At 46.5% G+C, this 17,318-nt stretch carries 15 protein-coding genes; 6 read left to right on the top strand and 9 right to left on the bottom strand.

All coding sequences use genetic code 11. The annotated features are described in order from the left end of the window. Positions 1-15: 15 nt before the first annotated feature. The 4 genes from H6F98_RS16500 to msrB form a co-directional block, all read right to left on the bottom strand. Positions 16-1,185 carry a serine/threonine-protein kinase gene (locus H6F98_RS16500; RefSeq protein ID WP_192219790.1) on the bottom strand — a complete coding sequence of 390 codons (1,170 nt, stop codon included), beginning with the start codon at positions 1,183-1,185 and terminating at the stop codon, positions 16-18. A gap of 113 nt (positions 1,186-1,298) precedes the next feature. After that, a complete protein-coding gene (locus H6F98_RS16505) occupies positions 1,299-1,595 on the bottom strand; it encodes a DUF3593 domain-containing protein (RefSeq protein WP_192219791.1) in 297 nt (98 codons plus the stop codon). 144 nt (positions 1,596-1,739) lie between these two features. Beyond that, positions 1,740-2,090 (bottom strand): DUF2499 domain-containing protein, encoded by a 351-nt coding sequence (locus H6F98_RS16510; RefSeq protein WP_192219792.1) that lies wholly within the window; start codon positions 2,088-2,090, stop codon positions 1,740-1,742. 212 nt (positions 2,091-2,302) lie between these two features. Then, entirely contained in the window at positions 2,303-2,710 is a 408-nt protein-coding gene (gene msrB, locus H6F98_RS16515) for a peptide-methionine (R)-S-oxide reductase MsrB (RefSeq protein WP_192219793.1), read from the bottom strand. A 230-nt stretch (positions 2,711-2,940) separates the two neighbouring features. On the opposite strand from msrB, the gene H6F98_RS16520 reads away from it, so the two are divergent. From H6F98_RS16520 to H6F98_RS16535, 4 genes are all read left to right on the top strand, one after another. Continuing rightward, positions 2,941-3,396, top strand: a complete 456-nt coding sequence (locus tag H6F98_RS16520; protein ID WP_192219901.1) for a DUF3531 family protein — start codon at positions 2,941-2,943, stop codon at positions 3,394-3,396. Positions 3,397-3,493: 97 nt separating this feature from the next. Then, on the top strand, positions 3,494-3,949 hold the full coding sequence (locus tag H6F98_RS16525; protein WP_192219794.1) for an NUDIX hydrolase: 456 nt from the start codon (positions 3,494-3,496) through the stop codon (positions 3,947-3,949). A 303-nt stretch (positions 3,950-4,252) separates the two neighbouring features. Continuing rightward, the gene (locus tag H6F98_RS16530; RefSeq protein WP_192219795.1) at positions 4,253-4,477 is read left to right on the top strand and encodes a DUF433 domain-containing protein; all 225 of its coding nucleotides are present in this window, start codon (positions 4,253-4,255) and stop codon (positions 4,475-4,477) included. After that, positions 4,474-4,797 (top strand): DUF5615 family PIN-like protein, encoded by a 324-nt coding sequence (locus tag H6F98_RS16535; RefSeq protein ID WP_192219796.1) that lies wholly within the window; start codon positions 4,474-4,476, stop codon positions 4,795-4,797. The genes H6F98_RS16530 and H6F98_RS16535 overlap by 4 nt, the downstream gene beginning before the upstream one ends. 328 nt (positions 4,798-5,125) lie before the next feature. On the opposite strand, the gene H6F98_RS16540 is transcribed toward H6F98_RS16535, so the two are convergent. Continuing rightward, complete coding sequence (locus H6F98_RS16540; protein ID WP_192219797.1) at positions 5,126-6,118, bottom strand: ribose-phosphate pyrophosphokinase; 993 nt, start codon at positions 6,116-6,118, stop codon at positions 5,126-5,128. A 637-nt stretch (positions 6,119-6,755) separates the two neighbouring features. Between H6F98_RS16540 and H6F98_RS16545 the strand changes: the two genes are divergently transcribed. Together H6F98_RS16545 and bioD are read left to right on the top strand one after the other, a co-directional pair. Next, entirely contained in the window at positions 6,756-8,759 is a 2,004-nt protein-coding gene (locus H6F98_RS16545) for a serine/threonine-protein kinase (protein WP_192219798.1), read from the top strand. 75 nt (positions 8,760-8,834) lie between these two features. Beyond that, the gene (gene bioD, locus H6F98_RS16550; protein ID WP_192219799.1) at positions 8,835-9,521 is read left to right on the top strand and encodes a dethiobiotin synthase; all 687 of its coding nucleotides are present in this window, start codon (positions 8,835-8,837) and stop codon (positions 9,519-9,521) included. 111 nt (positions 9,522-9,632) lie between these two features. Here the strand turns inward: bioD and H6F98_RS16555 are convergent, their stop codons facing one another. The 4 genes from H6F98_RS16555 to H6F98_RS16570 form a co-directional block, all read right to left on the bottom strand. Continuing rightward, on the bottom strand, positions 9,633-10,460 hold the full coding sequence (locus tag H6F98_RS16555) for a PEP-CTERM sorting domain-containing protein (protein WP_192219800.1): 828 nt from the start codon (positions 10,458-10,460) through the stop codon (positions 9,633-9,635). 286 nt (positions 10,461-10,746) lie between these two features. Beyond that, positions 10,747-12,624 carry a tetratricopeptide repeat protein gene (locus H6F98_RS16560; protein ID WP_192219801.1) on the bottom strand — a complete coding sequence of 626 codons (1,878 nt, stop codon included), beginning with the start codon at positions 12,622-12,624 and terminating at the stop codon, positions 10,747-10,749. A 111-nt stretch (positions 12,625-12,735) separates the two neighbouring features. Next, entirely contained in the window at positions 12,736-15,087 is a 2,352-nt protein-coding gene (locus H6F98_RS16565) for a response regulator (RefSeq protein WP_192219802.1), read from the bottom strand. Further along, positions 15,080-17,314 (bottom strand): ATP-binding protein, encoded by a 2,235-nt coding sequence (locus tag H6F98_RS16570; RefSeq protein WP_242058565.1) that lies wholly within the window; start codon positions 17,312-17,314, stop codon positions 15,080-15,082. The genes H6F98_RS16565 and H6F98_RS16570 overlap by 8 nt, the downstream gene beginning before the upstream one ends. Between the last annotated feature and the right edge of the window lie 4 nt (positions 17,315-17,318).

The raw sequence follows: 17,318 nt of genomic DNA on the forward strand, positions 1-17,318 counted from the left end.
GGGGTCTTTTTAATTTTATGTCTGAGTGGGAGGTTTATTCGGGTTAGTAGAGCCAAGAAACTGGGACTTGAGTTCCTCTAACTCAAGATCAATTTGAGTTTTTGATTTGGGGGGACTGGGAGAAGAAGCTGCCTGAGATGTCGGTTTTTGGCTTGGGGTTTTAGGAGTAGGAGTGCCAAGAAACTGAGACTTGAGTTCCGCTAATTCAGCATCAATCGCCGGAGTCGATTTCGGCACAGGAGGTTGTGATTTTATCGGAGGTGTTGGAGGAAGTGTAGGTGTCTGTGACTTGACTACTGTTGGAGGCGTTTGAGAATTCAAATCTCGAAGAACTTCAGCGGCTGACTGGTACCGGCGATTGATTGCACTTTCTAGCATCTTGTCCAGAATACGACCAAGAGCAACACTCACGGGCTGACTACAAGCATCTCGCCACACCCAAATGCCTTCATTGGCATCAAACAAATCAAAGGGGTGCCTCCCAGTCAACAAATGAATGCAGGTGACACCCAATCCATAGATATCACTGGCGAAAACTGCCCTACCGATGTTTTGTTCAGGTGCTGAATATCCAGCCGAACCAATTGCAGTTCCCGTTCTAGCTAGCGCGGTGCCACTAGCAACTTTTGAGGCTCCAAAATCAACGAGAACCAGTTGACTATCCCGATGACGGCGAATAATGTTTTCTGGCTTGATGTCCCGGTGAATGACTTGATGTTGATGCACAAATTGCAGTACGGGTAGCAAATCATTAAGTAGCGATCGCACTTGTGCTTCATTAAAAACGCCCTTCTCTGTCAGTTCATGGGCTAAGTCTTTGCCATCGATAAACTCTTGCACTAAATACTGTTGGCTGTCTTGAGAAAAATACGCCAGTAGTTCAGGGATTTGGGGATGTTTGCCCAACTCATCCAAGCGTACTGCTTCCTGAGTGAATAACTCTGCTGCTTTTTGAACTGTGTTGGTACCCTGCGCTTGGGGGAAAAACTGCTTGATGACACAGCGCGGTTGGGAAGGTTTATCCTCATCCACAGCTAAGAACGTTTTGCCAAAGCCACCCTGCCCAATGGGTTCAAGCGTTCTGTAACGCTCTTTGAGCAGTAACTTGGCTCCACACGTCCGACAAAAGTTGGCACCTGCGGGGTTCTGGGGTGATGGACAGCTGGGATTAAGGCAGTAGCTCATTTGGATAGTAGGCAGCTCTTGCGTTTATCTCTATACTCTATTTTGACTGAGCTTAGGCTTATCCGACCTTTAAAAGAGGCTCATGCGCTCAAACCGCACGGAAAGACAAGTATTTAGAACGATGAACGTTTGTGTTGAATAATCGCTTCCCGAAAGCCCAGCACGATCAATATATTTGACAGTGTTAGGAAAAACTCGGCACTACCATGTAACCAATCTACATTTGCTAATTGCTCCCCATAAGCTACCTGTGCATAAATCCCTGCCGGGATAGTGACGGCAACAAACACTAGAGTCATGTAGAAGCCAATTAGTGCTAAGCGAGGCATCTTTCCAGAACGGGTAAGAAACCACAAAAATCCTAAGTAAGGAAATAAGGAAAGTGCAAATAAGGTTTCTTTAGAAGGCATATCAAGATAGGCTACAAGCTATTAAAAGAAGATTTTTGTAAGGCGATCGCATTTTGAGCTTGTTCTTTGTTGTTTGTTAAAGAATACAAATAACAAGTAACCAACAACCAACAACAAATACACTTGCGTCCCAAAAGGGCTTAGTCAAGAAGCATCAGTGGTTGACTTCGATTTGATTGTTCTGGTCGTTGTACTAGTATCAGACTGCGCCGAACGCCAAATCCACCAGGCAGCAGCACAAAGGGTGACGTTTCCAACAACAGTCATAGCCGCCTGAAGTGTAACAATCCAGTCTAGGGCTTCTGGATTGTCAAAAAAGTGCCAGGTGCAGGCACACATGGCGCTGATCAAGGCGGGTAACATAGCGAAGGATAAAGCCCACCAAGAGCGATCGCCTTTTATTTCGCCATACGTCCAAATTAACCAAATTGCAGCTATCCACTCGATGACGCTGGAGATGTGAATAATCCATGTAGGAATGGAGAGGGCGTGCATATTTTTACTGACTAGGGGTAATCATTCGTTCTTGCCTCCGGCAGTGATAGCCTGTTGTTTATAGCTTCACCGCCAGAGGCTTTGACTTTAACGGCGTTTGCAAGACATCAATCTAATCGTCCGAGACCCAACTTTTTCGTAATGCCCTTAGTATCCGGGTGAGTTGAGGTGAGCGATCGCACCTCAACAAAACTGGCGATAGTTTATAAGATTCAGTCTGCAACAAACTTAAGCGAAACGCCGTTCATACAGTAGCGTTTACCAGTAGGTTTGGGGCCATCATTAAACACATGACCCAAATGCCCACCGCAGCGACTACAATGCACTTCAGTTCTCGTCATAAACAGGGACTTGTCTACGGTTGTAGCGATCGCGTTTTCCATCGGGTCGAAAAAACTCGGCCAGCCAGTACCGCTGTTGAATTTGGTTTCAGATGAAAATAGTGGCAACTCACACCCCGCACAGACAAAGGTACCCTTGCCATATTGCTTATCCAGTGGGCTAGTGTGAGCGCGTTCAGTGCCATGTTTCCGCAGCACCTGAAACTGTTCTGGTGTCAGAACTTTGCGCCACTCTTCCTCAGTTTTGCTGATTTCAAATTCACTATTTGACGTTGCCATAACTTTTGCTCTCCAAGGTAGATTAATGTGACAGGTGTGCCGTGCTTGGTCTTGTTGCACCAGCCTGTAAAAGATATCTTTCTTCATAATCCTTCATTTAGTTGCCGATTAACCAGTAATCAAATCATCAAAGGATAGGGATTGGAGGTATTTAAAGCATAAGTCTATTAGCCAAACGCTTGGGATGCTTTTCGATAGAATAGTCACGACTGAGTAAAGGAATGAATATTATGCAGGTAGTGTTTCGCGAATTTAACCCTTTTGATTTGTGGATTTGGCTGGAGTTCAGCATGGTTCCCTCTTCGATGGAAAAGGAATATGTTGAGGAACTGTTCAACTCCTGGTTCTTCCTCGGTAAGCTGGGAGGCTTCGATGCGGAAAACCTCCAGGTTCAGGACGTTGGGATTGATATCAGCTATATGGAGTACGACGACAAGGTAGCAGACAGCAGCTTGATGTCAGTGATGCATAATAAGAGTGATTTTGAGTTTGAAGGTACTTGGGCACGCTGTTGGTTTGATTTAGGTACCAGTGATGCGATCGCAATTGATGTCTTAATCAATTCCCTCAGGCAGCTTTCTAAGGAATATGTAATTATTGAACGCTTATACCTTGGTGGCGAAAATGAAGACTGGCCGATAGACAATGATCGGCGTGCTCTTTTCTCTGAAGCTCAGCAAAACTAAAGCAACTTGCTAACAGCCAAAAGTGCAGGTTAGGACAATCTGAGATCTCAGAGTTTTCAGTTGCACAGGTAGACGTAGAGAACAGCTAAAAGCAGCAATGAACCCACCTAAGCAAATCCGTGTAATAGTACTGGGATTGATTCGAGATGGCGATCGCATCTTTCTTTCGGAAGGTTACGATCCAGTCAAGCAAGAGACGTTTTATCGAGCATTAGGTGGCGGTGTTGATTTTGGCGAAACTAGCTATGATGCTTTAAAACGAGAGTTTCAAGAAGAACTCGAAGCCGAACTCACTAATATTAAATACCTAGGTTGTATTGAAAACCTATTTATCTACAACGGTCAACCGGGTCATGAAATTGTTCAATTGTATCAATGTGATTTTGTTGACCCAAAGTTTTACCAACTCGAATCAATAGAATTTTCTGAGGGAGATCATAAAGGAACAGCGGTTTGGTTAGATATTGACCAGTGTCAATCTGGAGAACTTCGTATTGTTCCTGAACAGTTTTTAGATTACCTGAGTTCGCCTCATGAAGGAGCAACAGCGTGAAGCCTACATCAATCTGATTAATGGTGTCTGTGTTAAGTAGGGGATGAGAAGGTTCGTGGTGCGATCGCTCAACTCTTCCAGATTTAACGAGGATTAACGTAAAAACAATGGGTTATCTTAATATCGTTACAAAAGATTTCCCAGAAACGGTGATGCCAATCTCACTGATATAGTTCAAGGCTCCTTAAGGAACCAAATCTATCATTACTTTGCGAATCGTGCATATCTAAAGAGCATTTGCATAAACAGAGGTATAGACTATGGGGTTAAAAATGTAATGTAGTCTTGTTAGCGTAGATACAAGTGTCTAGTCTACTTGACAGAATTACAGTCAATCCCAAGCAGTATGGTGGTCGTCCTTGCCTCCGTGGGATGAGAATCAGGGTATCAGATGTATTAGATTTACTAGCTGCTAGTTTAAGTTTTGAGCAAATTTTAGAAGAAATGCCAGACCTTGAGATGGACGATCTTAAGGCAGCTTTACTTTACGCAGCACGCAAACTCGATCATCCAGTGATTGCAGCATGATTATCTGGCTCAATGCCCAACTGCCGCCTGCTATTGCTGCTTGGATTATTGCTACCTTCGGTATAACAACTATAGCTGTGCGCGAGCTTGGGTTGAGAGACGCAGAGGATCGTGAGATTTTTGAGGCGGCGAAGGCTCAGGGGGTAGTTGTGATGACCAAAGATAGAGATTTTGTCGATTTAGTTGAACAAGATGGTTCACCTCCACAGGTGATTTGGCTGACTTGTGGCAATACGTCTAATGCACAACTCAAAGAAATCCTCACTGCCACTTTGCCAGATGCTCTCGAACTTTTGCGATCGGGCGAAAGGCTTGTATAAATCACTGGCAATTAAATGTATTGCCTCTAAAGCCGTTGTGTACTCGATGGCTAGTTCACGCATTGCGATCGCAGACTGCTCGCCCAAAGTAGTCCAGAGTAGCTTAGGTCAGATACTCCTCAAAGGTTAGTTTCTTGGTTGTTACAGTCATGATCGTCCCCTTCAGAGCAAAGGTATGGGAATGCTGGAAGCGGTGAAGGCAGTGCTTGTGCGATCAATCTTTTGGTCGGGAGGTCATCTCAATCAGGTGATGCACCTTAATAAAAAAATATAAAGCCTGCAATAAAAGCAGGCTTCATTCGTGAATGCCCGACTTCAGTCTCAGGCTCTACCGAAACATACTGCTGACTGAACTGTCCTCATGGACACGCCAGATGGTTTCGCCTAGCAAGTTCGCGACTGAAAGCACTGTTAGCTGTTGAAAGCGGTTTTCTTCAGGAACTGGAATTGTGTTTGTCACAATTACTTCTTCAAACACCCCACTCGATAAACGCTCAATGGCAGGTGGTGAAAAGACGGCATGAGTAGCGCAAGCATAGACTTGACGAGCGCCTTCTTCACGTAGGATTCTTGCTCCTTCGCAAATAGTGCCACCTGTATCAATCATGTCGTCTACCAGTACCGCTGTCTTACCCTCGACATCCCCAATGACGTTCATCACTTCCGCAACATTATGCGCTTGCCGTCGCTTATCGATAATTGCCAGTGGCGCATCATTCAGCTTTTTGGCAAAAGCTCTCGCTCTTGCTACACCCCCCACATCTGGGGAAACAACAACAATATCGGATAGTTGCTTCCTTTCCAGGTAGTCTAGTAGCACCGGAGAGCCGTAGACATGGTCAAACGGAATATCAAAATATCCTTGAATTTGGGCAGAATGCAAATCCATTGCCAAAATCCGACTCGCACCTGCCTCGGTAATCAGGTTAGCAACTAGCTTCGCCGTAATTGACTCACGACCCGCTGTTTTGCGGTCTGCTCTGGCATAACCATAGTAAGGAATTACTGCAGTGATTTGCCGCGCTGAGGCGCGACGGCAGGCATCAACCATAATCAGTAACTCCATCAGGTGGGCATTTACGGGTTGGCAAGTTGGTTGAATAAGGTAAACGTCACAGCCACGGATTGATTCTTGAATTTGGATATATAACTCTCCATCTGCAAACCGCTTGCGAACCATCGGTCCTAAGTCCATGCCAAGATAACGAGCCACTTCCTGAGAAAGCGGAACATTAGCAGAACCTGAAAATAGTCGGAGACGATTGTTGTCCGCAATCGGCGGCAGTGTGGGCTGAAGCGTTAAAGTAGCAGAACGGCTCACAGCAGACCCTCGAAGCTCATTTCACTGCAATCTTATCATTACTAGATTGTAAACTTTTCTCAGGATTTGCTCGAAATTGGCTTGGAGGGAAATTCTTACGGTTCCTCCAGAAGAACACCTCTATCAATAGCAACAAACAAATTTATTTTTCTATAGTAGTAAAAAATTCCGCATAATAATTGATTCACTTCAACAACCACTGACCAAAAAACTATGGCTCGAAGCTGAAGTGCAATACCGCTCAATCAAGCGGCGTATTTACTATTTCTAAGTCTCTTGAATCTAAACTGTATGGTAAAGGACGATATTTAAGCAGTTTTCAACTATTCTGGTTAAGGATGCTTGACGGTTCAAGCAGGGAAGTGGTAGGCAACACGATTTTATTTACCAAGATTAAAAAAATATAAATTTTTATAAATAAACGTTCTTAGTGTTATTAAGTTACAGAAAATACTTAAGAGATTTAATAATCTCTAACCACAAAAAAACTGTAGTTCATTTTTAAAACTACCATTGGCGAGTTGGTTTCATTCACGATACTCTAACATAGTGATGACAGGTCACTGCATTCGGAAGTGAAGTTCAGCTTGCCGTTAGGCATCCTTCCTCTTTCTCGTAAACACCGATTTACACCCTCATGGAACCACCAATCGCCTCTGGAACTATTCTGCAAAATCGCTACCACTTGCTCAGTGTTCTTGGTCAAGGTGGATTTGGTCGGACTTATAAAGCGGAAGACCAAGGACGTTTTAATGAACTTTGTGCCCTCAAGGAATTAATTCCACCTCAGAGTGAGCCGTTTGTACTAGAGAAATCAAAGGAGCTGTTCCAACGAGAAGCAACTGCCCTGTATCAAATTAAGCACCCGCAAGTTCCTCAGTTTAGAGCAACGTTTGAGGAAGGGGGACGGCTGTTCTTGGTGCAGGACTATGTGGAAGGGAAAACCTACCGCGAGTTGCTCAACGATCGCAAAGCTCAGCAATCGAGTGGGGAGGCTCAAACTCAGAATCAGAATTTGGGGATTTCCACCCCAACGACAAGGGGAACAATGGCAAACTCTGGCTCTGGAGTCTTCTCAGAAGCCGAGGTACGACAGCTATTACTACAGTTATTACCAGTTTTAGACCACGTCCACAGTAAAAGCATTATTCACCGGGATATTACACCGGACAATATAATGCTGCGTAACACAGACAATCTGCCTGTATTGATTGACTTCGGTGTTGTGAAAGAACTGGCAACCCGTTTTCAGTCTCCTAATTCTACGGCTCCAGTAACGACTGTTGGGAAAGTGGGTTATGCGCCTAGTGAGCAAATTCAGACAGGTAGAGCTTATCCCAGTAGTGACCTCTATTCCTTAGCCGTTTCAGCGGTAGTCCTCTTGACAGGCAAAGAGCCACAGTCACTTTTTGATGATACTCAGCTAATATGGCGCTGGCGTCGGTGGGTCAATGTCACTGATGAATTAGCCAACATCTTGAACAAGATGCTGAGCTACCGACCAGGCGATCGCTATCAGTCGGCAATGGAAGTGATGCAAGCGCTTCAATCTCACGGCTCAGTTGCGCCACAGCCAGCGCCACAACCAGTTCCACTGCCTCCACCTCAACCTCAACAACCAGACCGGAATGTTTCCAATATGGCGACCATGCCAGTGGGACGCCGCCCGGAACCACCTGCTAATCCAAATCCCAGAATCCCAAACCAACCCGGCCCTGTCATTCCTGAACCCAGAGCTAACTCAATTTGGGATAATCCTTGGGCTGTCGTTGGGATTGGTGGAGCATTGGCGTTGCTAGCAGGACTTGGCTCCTGGGCAATTATCAGCAGTATCCGCAATTCACAAAATGCTCAGGTGACACCGACACCCACAACGCCTGTTACTGAGTTACCAACCCCAATCCCAACAGAAACACCCACAGAAACACCCACAGAATCACCCACACAGACACCGACCCCCACACCAACGCAACCTAGTTCATTTAGTCAGCGTGTAAATCTGTCGGCTGGTCAAGCTGTCTCAAGATCGGGAACTATAAACGCGAATTCAACGATTAACTACGTTGTTCCAGGTACACAAGACCAACAGCTTAGAGCCTCTCTTAATGGTGAAGGGGTTTTGCTGACGGTACTTGGGCCTGACCAAAACCCAATTGATAATCAAGCTAACCGTGTGCAGCGCTGGCAGGGAACTCTACCTTTTAATGGAGATTACACCGTCCAACTGCGTCCAGTTCAAGGTTTGCCAAGGAGCAACTACAATTTATCGTTGGGTTTGACTAACCCAGCGCCCCCAACAACACAACCAACAACATCACCGTCACCACAGGTTAGCTATGACACAGAACGACTAAACTTTGCAGAAGGTCAAGGAACGTTGCAGCTTGCTGATCAAACGGGTCCACGAACGATTAAGCGCTACTTGATCAATGCTCAGGAAGGACAGCAGCTAGCGGCAGAAGTGCAAGACGGTGGTGTGTCTTTAACAATCCGCGATCCTGGGGGTCAGGTAATAGCAGATGCTTCGGGTGTCCAGTTTTGGCAGTCTCAGGTCTTGCGTGCTGGTAATTATACAATTGACGTAATTGCCCAAAGACCGACACGCTTCCAGCTGTCTACTAGTCTTCAGTACCCACAGTAATTCAGGTTTATCTGGATTAAGCGATCGCAGGTACTAACTGATTAATTTTTGCCTAGCACAACAATTTAAACTTAGATGCACAGTAGCTTATTGATTGCTGGCACGGATACAGAGACAGGAAAAACTGTTTTGACCTGTTCCCTCGCTGCTTATTGGCAGACGTACCGTCCTCAAGAGAGTTTGGGAATTTTGAAGCCAATTCAGACGGGGATAGGTGATTGCGAGTTATACCAAAAACTCTTTGACCTCAAGCAAACCCCAGAAGAGATTACACCTTTGCACTTTCAGACACCTGTTGCGCCACCTGTGGCAGCAGAACGAGAAGGACGCTTAGTTGATCTAGCACTCGCTTGGCAGGCATTTACTTCCTTGCAGCAGCGATGCCAATTAGTACTGGTGGAATCCTTGGGGGGACTCGGTTCACCAATTACTCACGAACTAACGGTAGCGGATTTGGCACGGGATTGGCGGTTACCTGTAGTGTTAGTGGTTCCGGTTAAGCTGGGTGCGATCGCACAAGCTGTCGCCAATGTTGCCCTAGCACGTCAATCAAATGTCCACCTCAAAGGAATAGTCCTCAATTGCGTTAGCCCTCGTTCAGACGAAGAGATTGCTGATTGGGCACCCGTTGACCTCATCCAGTCTCTAACAAACGTTCCAATTTTAGGTAGATTGCCCCATATGGCTAACCCGACTGACCTCTTTAAACTTGCTCAAGTTGCCTCAGATCTAGAGATAGAGCGATTACTCCCGAAGTACTAAGCTATTGCACATTTAACCTACAGCACTAATTTATTGGGGGTCACTCAATAGTGCTGTCTTTGCGGCTTTAGGCGTACTTGTTGGGGTAAATGTGAAGTCTCTTGAAAGGTTTTAGAGCCGACTAACACGACTGGTAGACTTTGGCTTACGAAACACTTGCCTACTCAAGCCGAAAGCACCAATTGTTAGTATGCTCAAAACAGAAGATGGCTCAGGTACAGATCGAGATACTTTGCCATCAATGCCCATTGAAAAATCACGAGTACCAGGCAATCCTGGTAAGAAGGCCGAACCATATCGGAGTTCAAATGTACGACCATTATTTCCAGGCGGCATCCCAACGGCATTTGCACCACTTGTGGTTGCGATGTTAGAAAAGGGAGCGTCAATTGGACTATCTGAAATGTATTGTGGGATAACTGACAGCCAGTAGGTTCCTGGAGAGAGGTTAATATTTAATCCTGAAGCTGTAACAGTATATACAGCGTAGTCAGAGCCAGAAACGGTGAAGTTGGTAGGCGTGATTGTCGCCGAACTAGAACCACTTGTAATAATTGTGCGCTCATAGGGACGGCAGCTAATTCCACATCCTGTTGGCAAAAATTGTTCAATTGACCAAGCTACACCACTAACTCGCGTGGAATCTCGTAGCAGGTTATTAGACCAAACGCTGTCGATGTACCAACCTTCGTCCGTAGTGGGGACGATGAAGTCATCAAGAACTAACTGGGTTAGACGTAGACCAAGAGCAGAAGAAGGCTCAAAAATATTGAAGGAGTTGCGCGTGGAGTCTTGTCCATTGGGGTCACCGTTGTACCAAAGAGTGTCAGCAGTAGCAGGAGTGGCAGTAGCATAGCTGAGGGCAGCAGGAACTATCAATGCAATGGCTAGCTTACAAAGATTAGCCATGAACGAGTAATTGATAGTTTTTGAAAGCATGAGATTTCTCCAACTAGAGCTGTATTTCTCCTTCGCCTAATTCTCACCTTTAGGATAAACTTCCTGCTCTACCTCAAAGCATATTTTTTAAGGTTCTCTGTATAGGGTTTGACAGGATTTCTAGGGTGTCCTGTTGAGGTAGTAAGCAATTGTTGAAGTAATTTTGCGATCGCACTTTCTCTTCTTGGTGCTTATCAATTTGCTCACCAACAGGACTAAGGAGTCGAGCCAAGATAAATTACCCATTTTTACCTTAAAAAAGGGAAGAAGTACTGCTAAATTCAAGCTACATCGAATCTCGGTATTTTTGTAACAGTTGGGGGATATAGTCATAGCCATCAACGCCAATGATTGGGATGATTTTTGGGCGCTGTTGACTCAGTAAGCTTTGGAAGGCTTCAACTCCCATTTGACCTTGCAAAATTGTTAGTAAGCCTGCGGCTTTACGCCAATCATTAGAACCAATTTGTTCGAGAAGATATGCACCTAATGTTCCGGTGTAGATGGTTGTTTCCCAATTTTGTAAGCTGTAGGATGCTTCAGCTAAGTAAGTGAGGTTGAGACCTTGGAGGTACAAATCGCCAGAAAATTGAGCGGCTTGCCAGCCTTTTTCTAGATATGCGATCGCTTTTTCCGGCTGTTGGATCACAACGTAAGCAATTCCTAAACTACTAAAACACAACGCCTGACTTTGACCATCACTCAAACGTTCCGATAATTGCAACCCTTGTTCTAAGTAGTAAATTGCATTCTCATACACCTCTGGTTCTACCTGTTGGGTATCCTGAGCTTGGAAGACTTCACTGTAGCCAAAGTTTGCCAAGGCATTGGCTTCTCCTAACCTGTCTCCCGATTGCCGAGAAAGAATCAAGGCACGTTGACTATAGTTAATTGCTTCCGCATAAATTTTCCGAGCGACATAAATTCGGCTGAGGTGATTGAGATTAGCCACTTCACAAGCCCTATCACCCGCTTCACGCGCAATCTCTACTGCTTGTTGATGAAACGATGTTGCTCGATCATATTGACCCTGAGCTTGTAATGAATAACCAAGTAAAGTCAGAATCCGTGCTTTTTCCTGTGTTCCCTCAACACGGCGTAAAGGTTCATCTAAGTAGTTCAGGGCATCCCGCAGATAGTTACCAGCCAATGAGGCAAAAACACCACCATAAAGGGGAAAATAATCTCGCTGGGCGAAGGCGCGGAGAATTTGCAGACTGACTTGAAAACAGCCATTAACAATCGCATCACGTTGCTCACTACTCAGTGCATAGCTCAAGACACTAGCTAACTGTGACCAAATCACGGCAAAGGCGATGAAGGTCGAAATTGAAAGTTTAGCTCCTACCTTAGAGTCATAAACCATCTTGTCGAACCAAGCGACTAGCCCTCGCTGCAAGCACTGAAGAACAACAGCTAACTCCACCCAGGTACCAACTTCCAGATTTCGCTGACTATCTGCCCATTCATTGAGCGGTTGATTCCGGGCTAGAGCTTGAAATAGAGATTGGGGTAAGGGGCTATTGACCTGTTTTGCCCACAATGCCCAAGGTCCACGCTGTTCAGGGATGCCGTCAAATCCTAATGGCCCTCGGTTTTGGTCGTAAATCCAGCTAACTAAGTGATCTTCCAAGCGTTGCCAGGAGGCTAAACCCGCTGTAATGCCTGCCGATAGTTGCTGAATTTCTTTTGCACTCTCAGAGTCAGATGCTGAAGCTTGTTGTTGTAGAGTTTTTGCGAGTTGAGTGAGTTGTTGTAAGTTCAGTACCTCTTGCCGATTCGGGTCAATCACTCGCACTAAAGCAGTGAGACGGTCAGTCGAGTTAGCTGAGGTAATGGCTTTAATGGCGGCGGCAAGACTTTTAGAGACTTGGTTTTGCTGCTGTACCCGTTCCCACTCACCACTGATCGTTTTTAGTGCCCTAAGCACCCGCATCGCCTTAGCTTGCTTGATTTCACTAACCGGATTGTCTACCTGCTGCTGGGTTGTACTCAGTTGCTCTTCGAGGCAACGCTCAAAGATTTCCCCAGTACCGCTACTGACTCCTTGCAATAGCATTTGATAGACCTGCTCTTTCGAGCGGATTTTCCCCTTTAGGGTTGCTTGCACAATTTCATCAATTAACTCTAAGTAGCGACTTTGTAGTGATATAGGCTCTGACATAACTCCTGCTCTTGAAAGAGCTGACTTTACCTCAACTGTACTGCGAAATTCCTCTTCCTATCGCTTCTTTCAAGCTGACTTAGAAGAGGGATTGTTGTCCCAATTGCCAAATCAAACCTTTCCAGTTTTTTTTGCTAGACTCGCGACCACTGTTACTAGTTCGGCTGGTTCTACAGGCTTTGGGATGTGCATCTGAAAACCAGAGGAGATCGCTTTCATTCGGTCTTCTGCTCTAGCATAGGCGGTTAGTGCGATCGCTGGAATCTCTCCCCCCTGCTCTGCTGAGAGTTGCCGAACTTTACGAATTAAGCTGTAGCCGTCCTCAAGCGGCATTCCAATATCGCTTACTAAGACATCTGGCTGGAACTGTGATATAGCTTCCAATGCCTCACTCGCTGATGCAACGGCAAAGACTTTGGCTTCACACTCCTCCAATGCGGCAACGAGAAGCTCTCGCGAATCCACCTCATCATCAACAATCAGGACTCGTACCCCATTGAGTGCTGGCGTGTTGTCGAATGGCACTCCCAGATCAATGGTTGGATGGACAGATTCACCTGAATGAGGCTTGACGCGGAGGGGCATAAGCGGCAACTTAATGGTAAAGGTGGCTCCTTTCCCCTCACCTTCACTATCAGCACGCACTGTGCCACCGTGCAGCTCAACCAATTGTCGTACAATCGCAAGTCCCAGTCCCAGCCCACTATAGACCCTGGTGCTAGAACTATCGGCTTGCCGAAAGCGCTCGAAAACGTAGGGGACAAACTCAGGGTTAATGCCTTTACCCGAATCCGTGACGGTGACTTCAACATAGGAGTTCACTCGCTCTAAGCGCACCATGACACGCCCCTCTTTGGGCGTGAACTTGATGGCATTCGATAACAAATTCCAAATGATTTGCTGCAAGCGGTCAAAGTCACCTGCAACTGGCCCGGCTGCCGGGTCAAGCACTGATTGGAGAAGAATTTCTTTGGCTTGGGCGGCAGGACGCACTGTTTCAAGCGCCGTCTCAATTACTGCAACCAGTTCAACCGGACGGACATTCAAGCGGAGCTTACCCTGGATAATCCGGGAGACATCCAGCAAATCCTCAACCAGTTGCGCTTGTGATTTGGCATTGCGCTCAATCGTTTGCATTGCCCGTGCCGTAGTCGCTTCGTCAAATTTCCGACTATTGAGTAACCGCGTCCATCCCAGCATCGCATTCAGAGGCGATCGCAATTCGTGAGAGAGAGTCGCTAAAAACTCATCCTTCAGGCGATTAGCAGCCTCAGCGGCGGCGCGTGCCTCCTGTTCACGGGCGAGTAGCTGGTTGCGTTCATCTTCCGCTTGCTTGCGCTCGGTGAAGTCACGCATAATTTTAGAAAAGCCACGTAGCTGCCCCGTCTCATCTCGTAGGGGTGTACTGATGCCACTTGCCCAGAATCGGCTACCATCTTTACGAATGTGCCAGCGTTCATCCTCAGCGCGACCATCCGTGACTGCGGTTTCCAATTCTTGCTTGTCTATACCCTGCTGAAGGTCTTCAGGCGTAAAAATTATTGAGCCAGGTTGTCCGAGAATTTCGGATTCCTGATAGCCCAACATACGTTCTGCTCCTAGACTCCAACGGCTAACCCGCCCCTGAGTGTCGAGGAATAAAATTGCGTAGTCCTTCACATTCTCCAACAACAGACGAAACCGCTCTTCGCTGACCCGAAGCGCTTCCTCTGCCTGTCTACGATCTGTCATGTCAGCCAGGATGTAAACAGCACCGATGAATGCTCCACCCTCATTGAACACGGGGTCTACTGTTATAGAAAACCATTGGCTATCGAAGTGAACCTCCTGGCTCTCGCGCTGACGAGTTTGCTGAACGTGGCGCAAGGGATTTGCCTCAACCGAACCCAGCGTCGTTAGCATTAGCTCTTGATACAGACAACCAACGAGTTCGCTAAAAGGTTTGTTTAAAAGCTCTGTCATAGCGCTATTGCAGCGCATAACTCTTCCTTCCTGATTTAGGAGGCAAACGCCATCGTTCATGGCATCAAATGTGCTTTGCCACTCCCGCGCCAATGAGAGTGCAGACTCTTCAGCCTGCCGAATGCGTAGCAGAGATTTGATAGTAGCAATTAATTCAATCGGTTCTACAGGCTGCGCTAGGTAGCCATCTGCACCACTATCTAACCCCTGTGCCTTGTCCCGACTTTCAACAAAACTGGCAGATAGATGGAGTACGGGAATAAAGGCAGTAGCTGGGTTAGTTTTGATTCGTCGGCAGACCTCAAATCCGTTTATATCAGGCAGCTTCACGTCCAGAATAACTAGGTCGGGTCTGGTCTGAGTCACGAGTTGCAAGCCAGCTTCACCTGTTGCTGCCTCAATGAGGTTAAACCCCCGATGTCTTAACATCCGCTTGACAGCGTAACGATTGGCTTCGTTATCGTCTACGTGCAAGATCGTGACTAGCTGCGGCTCAGACATTATCTTCCTCACAAAGCTCCAGTGCTATTCCTGCCTTTACAAGTGCTTCCCTAACCCGTGCGATCTGTTCTTGGCACCGTTTTGCTGTCACAACGTCCTCGGATACCATCTCTTTAGAGAGAATCGCAACGGTGTTTTCAGCAAGAGTCGTTTGCTCTTGGGCATCAAGAGGCTGTGAGGTATTAATAATCACAGGAATCTGGTTAGTTGTAGAGTCGTTTTTGAGCCGTGATAGTATCTCGATGCCACTCATTTCTGGCAGGGAAAGATCAAGAACAATGCAGTCCGGCTTTTCGACTTGAGCCAGATGGATACCCTCACGTCCATCAACTGCTTCAATAACAGTAAGGTGAATATCACCTAAGAATTGCTTAAACACATATCGGGCTGTTGGATCATCGTCAATGAGCAAGAGCTTGCTCGGTGTATCAGGCTTTACCAGCCTATTGAGTTGGTTCAACAATGAAAATCTATCCACAGGCTTAACTAAGAAACCATCAGCCCCTGAAGCCATGACTTGCTTTTCATTATCAATGACGGTGACAACGAGAATGGGAATATCTTGGGTTACCTGATTCTCTTTCAGCTCACGAAGGAACCCCCAAGTGTTTTGCTCCTCCAGCAAAATATCCAACATGATCACGCTGGGAGTGAACAAAGCCATTGCTTGTTCAGCTTGTATCAACGTTCGTGCTAAGAAAGGTTGATAAATCGACCCCTGGAAATACTTCTCGTAAGTGAAAAGGGTTTCTGCATTGTCCTCTACCACCAGTATGGGTAAGCGTTGCGGGTCTAGATCCCAAGACACTGGCGGCAAAGCTGGCTCTTCGGGAGAACCAGGGTAAACAAGTGGAATGGAAGCAAAAAAGGTAGAGCCAACTCCCAAAGTACTGGTGACCCAAACGCTTCCTCCTAATAACTCCGCAAGCTTACGCGAAAGCGGTAGCCCCAGACCTGTGCCTTTTACCTGCCTTTGCAAGGGAGAGTCTACCTGGACAAATTCTTCAAAGATTCGCTCAGTATCCTCTGGTGCAATGCCGATGCCTGTATCGGCAACGGAGAAAGTAATTGTGTTGCTAACCCGCACGGCGGATACCCGAACCTCACCCGTGGCTGTAAATTTGAGGGCATTAGAAATAAAGTTTCTGAGAATTTGGGCAACCTTGCCCTCATCGGTGCGAAGCGTCGGGATATCGTGAGGTTCTTCAAAGACCAAAGCAATTGAGGAGTTGTGTGCCAGCAGAGGGCGCAGCATTCCTCTGAGGGTTCCGAAGAGTTCGCTTACTTCAAATTCGTCGGGCTGTACGACAATTTTCCCTGCCTCCACTTTCGCGAGATCTAAGAGGTCATTCACTAAATCAGAGAGTCCTTCAGCCGCTTTTCGGATGAATGTGACCTGCTTTTCCTGCTCTGGCGTTAACTCACCATCCATCCGGTCTAACAGCATCCGGGAGAGGGAAGTAATCGAGTTAACAGGTGTCCGAAACTCATGGCTCATGTTTGAGAGGAAACGAGTCTTGAGTTCGTTGGCTCGTCTTAAAGAATCGGCTTTTTCGTCTAATTCGGCGTACAGCGCTACGACACCCCGATTGGTATCTTCGAGTTCACGGTTGAGCTGAGTTAACGCCTCCTCTCGCTTTTGTAGTTCTTCTAAGGCGTATAGCAGTTCCTGGTTCTGCTGCTGGATTTCTTCAAAGGGATTGCTAGGCGATCGCTTAATCAACTCGTCCACTATCTGTGTCAAACGACTTGCATTCACTAAAGGCGATCGCTTTGGCAAGGGTTTTCCCATCCGCACAGTTGTTCCGTGACTGGGTGAAGACTCAATCTCGAACAGATCCATAAGTCGCTTGCAGCCAGTAATCCCTAACCCCATGCCAGTCTCCGACGTATATCGCCCCTCCAAAATGGAGTTCAGATTGGTGATACCTGACCCTTTGTCACGAATGCAGACTAGCAAACTTTGAGAGGATTCGCCTTCCAGCCGGAACTCAACTCTTCCTCCCTTTGCATACTGAAAAGCATTGCGGGCGATTTCCGATACAGCTGTGGCAATGCGGGTTTGATCTTGAGAGTCAAAACCCAACAGTTCAGCAATCTGCCGTGCCCGCTGACGGGTCATGACAACATCTTGTTCATAACGTACTTCTATGGTGAGGATAGTTGCCCTCATCTCAATTTTGGATTTTGGATTGTGAAGATTCTCCCCATCTGCCCATCTCCCCATTTCC

It is taken from the genome of Microcoleus sp. FACHB-SPT15, assembly GCF_014849525.1.
GTDB classification, from domain to species: domain Bacteria; phylum Cyanobacteriota; class Cyanobacteriia; order Cyanobacteriales; family Coleofasciculaceae; genus Symplocastrum; species Symplocastrum torsivum.

Coding starts and splice junctions, on each gene's coding strand:
- H6F98_RS16525 (WP_192219794.1), top strand. CDS start 3,494: ATGAACCCACCTAAGCAAATCCGTGTAATAGTACTGGGATTGATTCGA.
- H6F98_RS16555 (WP_192219800.1), bottom strand. CDS start 10,460: ATGCTTTCAAAAACTATCAATTACTCGTTCATGGCTAATCTTTGTAAG.
- H6F98_RS16500 (WP_192219790.1), bottom strand. CDS start 1,185: ATGAGCTACTGCCTTAATCCCAGCTGTCCATCACCCCAGAACCCCGCA.
- H6F98_RS16535 (WP_192219796.1), top strand. CDS start 4,474: ATGATTATCTGGCTCAATGCCCAACTGCCGCCTGCTATTGCTGCTTGG.
- H6F98_RS16510 (WP_192219792.1), bottom strand. CDS start 2,090: ATGCACGCCCTCTCCATTCCTACATGGATTATTCACATCTCCAGCGTC.
- H6F98_RS16520 (WP_192219901.1), top strand. CDS start 2,941: ATGCAGGTAGTGTTTCGCGAATTTAACCCTTTTGATTTGTGGATTTGG.
- H6F98_RS16570 (WP_242058565.1), bottom strand. CDS start 17,314: ATGGGGAGATGGGCAGATGGGGAGAATCTTCACAATCCAAAATCCAAA.
- msrB (WP_192219793.1), bottom strand. CDS start 2,710: ATGGCAACGTCAAATAGTGAATTTGAAATCAGCAAAACTGAGGAAGAG.
- bioD (WP_192219799.1), top strand. CDS start 8,835: ATGCACAGTAGCTTATTGATTGCTGGCACGGATACAGAGACAGGAAAA.
- H6F98_RS16505 (WP_192219791.1), bottom strand. CDS start 1,595: ATGCCTTCTAAAGAAACCTTATTTGCACTTTCCTTATTTCCTTACTTA.
- H6F98_RS16560 (WP_192219801.1), bottom strand. CDS start 12,624: ATGTCAGAGCCTATATCACTACAAAGTCGCTACTTAGAGTTAATTGAT.
- H6F98_RS16545 (WP_192219798.1), top strand. CDS start 6,756: ATGGAACCACCAATCGCCTCTGGAACTATTCTGCAAAATCGCTACCAC.
- H6F98_RS16565 (WP_192219802.1), bottom strand. CDS start 15,087: ATGTCTGAGCCGCAGCTAGTCACGATCTTGCACGTAGACGATAACGAA.